1 protein-coding gene is annotated in these 270 nt (G+C 43.0%); it reads left to right on the top strand.

What is annotated here, in order from left to right:
* Positions 1-270: hypothetical protein (locus Q4528_RS13975; protein WP_303522195.1), on the top strand; the 270-nt coding region annotated here is incomplete at both ends.

The raw sequence follows: 270 nt of genomic DNA on the forward strand, positions 1-270 counted from the left end.
CGGTAATGCTATTAATCTACCAGAAAAGTACCAGAAAAATGTCAAGGTTATTAACTTAACTGGGCTAGTTTATGGTTGGCTAGTGCCGTATGTTCGTGATGCTTTCGCATTTAAAAAAATTCTCAGTGAGGCACATTCGTTATCAATTGTCGGTGCTGACATTATGGATGGTGGTTATAACCCCCACCCCTCGGCAATGCGTTCACTGTTAGCTAGCTATGCCCAAAATCTTGGTGTCTCTTCGCGCATATTAGGGTTCAGCTGGAATGC

It is taken from the genome of Staphylococcus pasteuri, assembly GCF_030547725.1.
GTDB classification, from domain to species: Bacteria; Bacillota; Bacilli; order Staphylococcales; family Staphylococcaceae; genus Staphylococcus; species Staphylococcus pasteuri.